This is a genomic window from Amycolatopsis circi, assembly GCF_003385235.1.
GTDB lineage: Bacteria > Actinomycetota > Actinomycetes > Mycobacteriales > Pseudonocardiaceae > Amycolatopsis > Amycolatopsis circi.
This window is the reverse complement of the sequence record NZ_PQIA01000245.1, coordinates 1-6,184: the sequence shown is the minus strand read 5'-3', so window position 1 is coordinate 6,184 and position 6,184 is coordinate 1. Positions and strand designations below refer to the sequence as shown.

Genomic DNA, 6,184 nt, shown 5'->3' with positions numbered 1-6,184 from the left:
CGGACGCAAGCCAGCATCGAGCGACGGCCCGGCTGATGGCGGCTGACCTCGCCAACACCAGCCAGCGCCCAGCCACGGCCTGGCCGCCAGCGGCAGCTCTCCCCCGCCGCAAGCCAGCACCCAACGACAGCCCCGCCGACAACGACCGCCCTCGCCAACACCAGCCAGCACCCAACGACAGCCCAGCCGACAGTGGCAGCTCTCGCCCGCCGCACGCCAGCATCCAGCGACGGCCCGGCCGATAACGACCGCCCTCGCCCACACCAGCCAGCACCCAGCGACAGCCCAGCCGTCAATGGCAGCTCTCGCCCGCCGCAAGCCACCAACCAGCGACGGCCCGGCCGATAACGACCGCCCTCGCCAAGACCAGCCAGCACCCAGCGACGGCCCGGCCGACAATGCCCCGCTCGCCCAACGGAAGCCAGCACCAAGCGACGGTTCCGACTGACAACGGCCCCCTCGCCAACAGCAGCCAGCGCCGAGCGTCAACTCGCGTCCTCACGCGAGCCAGCGCCCATCGCTAGCCAGCGCGGTTCGGGCCGTCGGGAGCGCAAAGCAAGCCAGCGCCGAACGACCGCGCACTTGTCGTCGGTCGGAGGCAAGTCAGTGCGCCGTCGCGATGCCGACCAACCGGGCCACCCCGAACGCGAGCGACAGGTACCCGAGCACCAGCGCGGTGGCCGCGCGGCCGCGGCCCTTGGCACCGGTTCGGGTCCGGTGCAGCCCGACGTGGCCGGAAGCAATCCCGAACAGCGGCAAGACCAACGGGCCCAGAACAGTGACGGGCTCCCAGTAGACGGCGTCGCCGAAACTGCGGCTTCGGCTCGGATGGGTCCCGACGATCAGGAGCCAGCTGAGGATGCTGAGCACCAGCGCCGTGGTGACTGCCCTGGTCGACGGCTTCTCGTCCATTCCGCGAAGCTAGCCAGCCAGCACGGGACCGGTCCCCGGTGCACCGCCGCGCCTAGTCGAGCAGGGGCCGGAACGCCAAGGCAGCGACCACCGCGCGCCGAGCCGGAGCAAGTCAGGAAGGCAGCGACCCGCCGTGCGCGGAGCCGGAGCGAGCCATGAATGCGGGCAGGCGCCGGAAACCCGGGCACCCGCCACCGCCAATCAGCCAGTCGGCGGCCACCGCCCAGTCAGCCAGACAGCCGCTCAGCGGCCACCGCCAGTCACCCGCTGCCGTCAGTCAGCCAATCAGCGGCCACCGCCTGTCAGCTAGTCAGCCGCTCAGCGGCCACCCCCAGCCAGTCAGCCGCCAGCCAGCCAGCCGGTCAGCAGCCACCCCCAGCCGGTCAGCCGGTCAGCGGCTCCACTCCTCCACCCGCACCCCCATCAACCCGGCCGCGGCTCGAAGCTCCCTCCGCCGATCCCCGGGCACCGCATGCACGTGATTCGCCCCGAAGCGCGACAAGAACGTCTCCGCCGCCACGTCCAAGCGCGCGAACGCATGCGGCCACTCCGGCGTCGACCGCGAGACCAGTTCCTCCGTCGTCCGCTCGTCGTAGTTCTCGAACTCCCCCAGCACCAACTGCATCCGGTACTCCCCGTCCAACCGGCTCAACCGGGCCAACGTCATCCGTCCCGGAGCGGCGATGTGCTGCACCGAAGCCCCGCCCGCGGGAAAGAAGAAGACCTCCGGATAAAGGTGCACCTTGGCCAGGTTCTCCGCCGGATCCTCGCTCCGCTCGGCGAACCACGTCGCGTGCTGGCCGGAGTTGCACAGATCCCAGACGTCCCGGTCCGGGTGGTAGTGCCGGACGTCGGCGAAAAGCACTGGCGTGCCGGTGATCCGGTGCATCAGCTGCATGGTCAGCGCACCGTCCATGTCCGCCTCGGTGGCGGTGACGTGCACTGCCTTCGGGCCGTTCCAATCGTACGGATCGTTCAGCAATGCCTCGGCGACATCGGCGGTCGCGAAGTTCTCGGTCAGTTCCGGTTGTGCTTTGATACCAGAGAAATCCAGGTGCCGTTCCGCCGCGACGTCGCGTACCGCCAGGTACAGGCGCAGTTGCCGTTCCAGCAGTTCCGGAGTGAGCCGGTCGCCGTCGTAGTGCACGGTGGCGTGTTGTTCGAGCCAGTTCCGGCCGGCCGCGGCCTCGGCAGCCGAACCGGATTCCGCGCGGCGGACCAGTTCGTATTGGTCGATTTCCTCGACGTCCACCCCGAATTGGCGCATCCATTGATCGGTGTTGGCCACCGCCGTGTTCATGCCCATCGGCCGCCCGCCGAAGCGGCCGAAGGTCGAACCGCGCAGCGCGCCGACGGCAGCGGCGGCGCTCGCGTGCGCGCCGACTTCGGCGATCAGTGCCGGGTCGGAGGGCGCTCCCCACAAGCGGGTGTGCGCGCGGCCGATCTGGTCGAGCGCACCTCCGGCGGCGAGCATTCCGACTAGCCCGGGCTCGGTCGGGTCGGTGCTCGCGACGAGCAGCAGCGGGCCGGGGGTCGCGTCCGCGGCCAGCATGGTGAAGTGCGGAAACGCCCACACGGCGTAGTAAAGCACCGTCACGTCCACCGAACTCGCGGCGACCGAGCGGGCGGCCGCGGTCGCGGTGGTGTTCGTGGCGACCAGTCCTCCGGTGACGACGTCGTGGCCCGCCGCGGTCAGCGCCGCGGTGAAATCGTCTGCTTTGGACCGGATGAAGCCGGTGTTCCGCCGGTGCACGTGGTCGCGTCCGTCGGAAACGGCAAGGACACCGATTCGCGCCATATGTCAGCTCCGGTTCAGCTCGGCGTACACCTGGGCCGCGTTGTCGCGCGTCACCAGGCGGGTGGGCAGGGTCTGCGTCTTGGGCACGGTCTGGCAATCGACGAGCAGTTTCTTCGCGGCCGCAACGGCTTCCTTGCCGCCGGTGGGGTAGATGAACGTCGCGGACAGACGGCCTGCCTCCACCGCTTTGATGCCGCCTTCGGGCACCGGCAAGCCGTCGATGCCGACGATCGGCAGGTCCGCACGGCCCGCGTTCTGCGCGGCGATGCGCGCGCCCTCGGCCATCGGGTCGTTCTCGGAGAACATCGCCTGCGCGTCCGGATGCGCCTTGAGCAACGCGTCCGCCTGCTGTTGTCCCTTGTCCCGCAACCAATCCGCGTCCGCGCTGCCCACGACGGTGATGTTGCGATCAGTGATGCCCTGGTTGAAGCCGTCACTGCGTTCCTTCGCGGGCGTCGACCCGGCGAGACCCTTCAGTTCGACGACCTTCCCGCCGTGCGGCAGCAATTTCTCGGCGAAGAACTTGCCCGCTTGACGCCCGATGTCCACATTGTCCGCCCCGATGAAGGACGTGTACCCGTCGCCGTCGACCTTCCGGTCCAGCACGAGCACCGGAATCCCCTGGTCGTAAGCCTTCTTCACGACGCTGGTCAGCGGCGTCGCCTCGTTCGGGCTGATGATCAGCAGGTCGATGCCCTGGGTGAGAAAAGTGTTGACCTGCTCGACCTGTTTCGCGTTGTCCTGCGCGGCATCCGCGTAGCTGACGCTGAATTGCGGTACCCCGGCCGCGGCTTTGCGAATGTCGTCGTCCATCCGCACGCGGTACGGTTCGGCGAGATTCGCTTGGCTCATCCCGATTTTGTACTTCCCGCCCGGGCCGTGGCATTGTTTCGCGGTCGGGGCGGTGCCGGACGCCGCGCCCGGCGCGTTCTCGTGGGTGGTGCCGCAGGCGGTGACCGCCGAGACGAGGGCCAGCCCTGCCAGGACCGTCCCGCCGCGGATGATGCCGGACATCTGCTCCCCTTTTCCCGAACGTCTAGGCCGTGGCCGGGCGCAGCCGCTGCAGGCCCGCGGCGAGCACGATCACCACGCCGACCACGATCAGCTGGACGTTCGAATCGATGTCGTTGAGCTGGAGGATGTTGTCGAGCACGCCGACCAGCAGAGCGCCCGCGACGGTGCCGGACACCGACCCGCGCCCGCCGGACAGGCTGGTCCCGCCGATCACGACGGCCGCGATGGCGTTCAGCTCGTAGCCGGTGCCGTCGTTGGGCCCGCCGAAGTTGTACTGTCCCGCGTGGACGATCCCGGCCAGCGCGGCGAGCAGCCCGCACAGCCCGAAGACCAGCACTTTCACCCGGATCACCGGCACCCCGGACAGCATCGCGGCCTTCTCGTTGCCGCCGATCGCGTACACGTGCCGCGAAAACGCGCTCGCCCGCAACACGAGCACCGCCAGCGCCGCGACGACCACGAAGAACAGCGCCGGAATCGGGACCACGCCGCCGAACGTCCGCTCGCCCAGCAGGGAGAACGGCACCGGAGCCTGGCCGGGACCGTTGCCGTAGGTGATGGAAACGCCCTCGCCGCCGGACCACATCCGGGCGACCCCGCGGGCGATCTGCATCCCGGCGAGCGTCACGATGAACGACTGGATCCGGAACCGCGCGCTCGCGATCCCTTGCAGCAGCCCGAAACCGAAGCCGAGCGCGAGGATCGTCAGGACACCCGGCACCAGCCCCCAGCCGCCGCTGGTGAGCAGCAGCGCGACGCCGACGCTGGCCAGCCCCATCACCGAGCCCACCGACAGGTCGATGCCGCCGACCAGGATCACCAGCGTCATGCCGACCGCGATGATGCCGATCTCGGAGATCGCGCGGACGACGTTGAACAGGTTGCCGCTGCCGAGAAACACCAGCTCCCCGTTGCGGTGCGGGGAAAAAACGATCGCCGCGGCGAAGACCAGCACCAGCCCGAACACGCTCTGGAACCGGAACACCGCGGCCAGCACGGCGCGCCCCTTCACCGGACGTCTCCCATCGACGCGGCGAGCAGTTCCGCCTCACCAGCATGAGCCGTATCCAGTTCGTGCACGCTGCGTCCGCCGCGCAGCACCACCACGCGGTCGCACACCCCGACCAGCTCGGCCGGTTCCGACGACGCCAGCAGCACGCCGACACCGCTCCGCGCGGCTTCGCCGAGCAACCGGTAGATCTCCGCCTTCGCCCCGACGTCGACCCCACGCGTCGGCTCGTCCAGCAACAGCAACACCGGTTCGGTCAGCAAAGCCCGGCCCAGCAATACTTTCTGCTGATTTCCGCCGGACAACGAGCCCACCGGATCGGCGAGCGATCCCAGTTTCACCCCGAGCCGCCCCGCTTCCTCCCCCGCCACCGCACGCTCGCGGCGGCCGGGCACGATCCCGAACCGAGCCAGTCGCTCCACAATGGACAACACGGTGTTCGCCACGACGGAATGCTCCAGCGCCAGCCCCGCGATCCGCCGGTCCTCGGGCACGAACGCGATCCCGGACCGCAACGAACTGCGCGGCGACCGCGGCCGGAACTCCTTCCCGCGCAAGAAAATCCGCCCGCTGACCAGTTTGCCGCCGGACGCGCCGTACAGCGTCTCCAGCAACTCCGTCCGGCCCGCGCCGAGCAACCCGGCGACACCGACGATCTCCCCGGCTCGCACGGCGAGGCTGACCCCGTCCGGCTCCCGCCGCCCGGCACGCGGCCGCACCACGAGATCCTCGACGCGAAGCACCTCGTCCTGATCCTGCGAGGACACGCTGTCCGCACGGAACATCAAGTGCACCGGACGGCCCACCATCGCCTCGGCAGCACGCTCGGCAGTCAGCTCCGCCGCGCTGAATTCCGCGACGACCTCGCCGTTGCGCAGCACCGTCGCGCGGTCCGCGACCCGGCCGATCTCGTCCATCCGGTGCGACACGTAGACGATCGCCGCCCCGTCGGCGCGCAACTGGTCGATGACCGTGAACAGCCGCTCGACCTCGCGCGGCGACAACGCCGACGTCGGTTCGTCCATCAGCAGGATCCGGGCGTCCAGCGACAGCGCTTTCGCGATGGTCACGAGCTGCTGTTCACCGGTGCGCAGCCGTTCGACCGGGGTGCGCGGGTCGAGGTCGACGCCGGAGCGCTCCAGCACCGCACGCGTGGCCGCGACCATCCGCCGCCGGTCGACCGTGCCGCCCCGGGTGTGCGGTTCGCGGCCGAGAAAGACGTTCTCCGCCACCGAAAGCGCGGGAACGAGGTCCAGTTCCTGGTGGATCATCGCGACCCCGGCGCGGCGCGCGTCGGCCGGGCGGGCGAACCGGACCGCCTCCCCCGCGATCCGGATCGCCCCTCCCCCGGCAGCGACCTCCCCGGACAAGATCTTCAGCAGCGTGGACTTGCCTGCCCCGTTCTCGCCGAGCAGCGCGTGCACCTCCCCCTTCGCCGCGGTGAAGTCCAC

At 69.9% G+C, this 6,184-nt stretch carries 5 protein-coding genes; all 5 read right to left on the bottom strand.

Features of this window, described 5'->3' with window-relative positions; translation table 11 throughout:
• Positions 1-603: 603 nt before the first annotated feature.
• On the bottom strand, positions 604-912 hold the full coding sequence (locus tag D0D37_RS45435) for a DUF4190 domain-containing protein (RefSeq protein ID WP_116206757.1): 309 nt from the start codon (positions 910-912) through the stop codon (positions 604-606).
• A gap of 391 nt (positions 913-1,303) precedes the next feature.
• A complete protein-coding gene (locus D0D37_RS45430) occupies positions 1,304-2,710 on the bottom strand; it encodes an L-fucose/L-arabinose isomerase family protein (protein WP_116206756.1) in 1,407 nt (468 codons plus the stop codon).
• A gap of 3 nt (positions 2,711-2,713) precedes the next feature.
• Positions 2,714-3,724: a substrate-binding domain-containing protein gene (locus D0D37_RS45425; RefSeq protein WP_116206755.1), complete on the bottom strand. Its 1,011-nt coding sequence runs from the start codon at positions 3,722-3,724 to the stop codon at positions 2,714-2,716.
• Positions 3,725-3,746: 22 nt separating this feature from the next.
• Positions 3,747-4,736 (bottom strand): ABC transporter permease, encoded by a 990-nt coding sequence (locus D0D37_RS45420; protein ID WP_116206754.1) that lies wholly within the window; start codon positions 4,734-4,736, stop codon positions 3,747-3,749.
• A partial coding sequence (locus D0D37_RS45415) for a sugar ABC transporter ATP-binding protein (RefSeq protein WP_162834799.1) occupies positions 4,733-6,184 on the bottom strand: 1,452 nt, incomplete at its 5' end. The genes D0D37_RS45415 and D0D37_RS45420, both read right to left, overlap by 4 nt.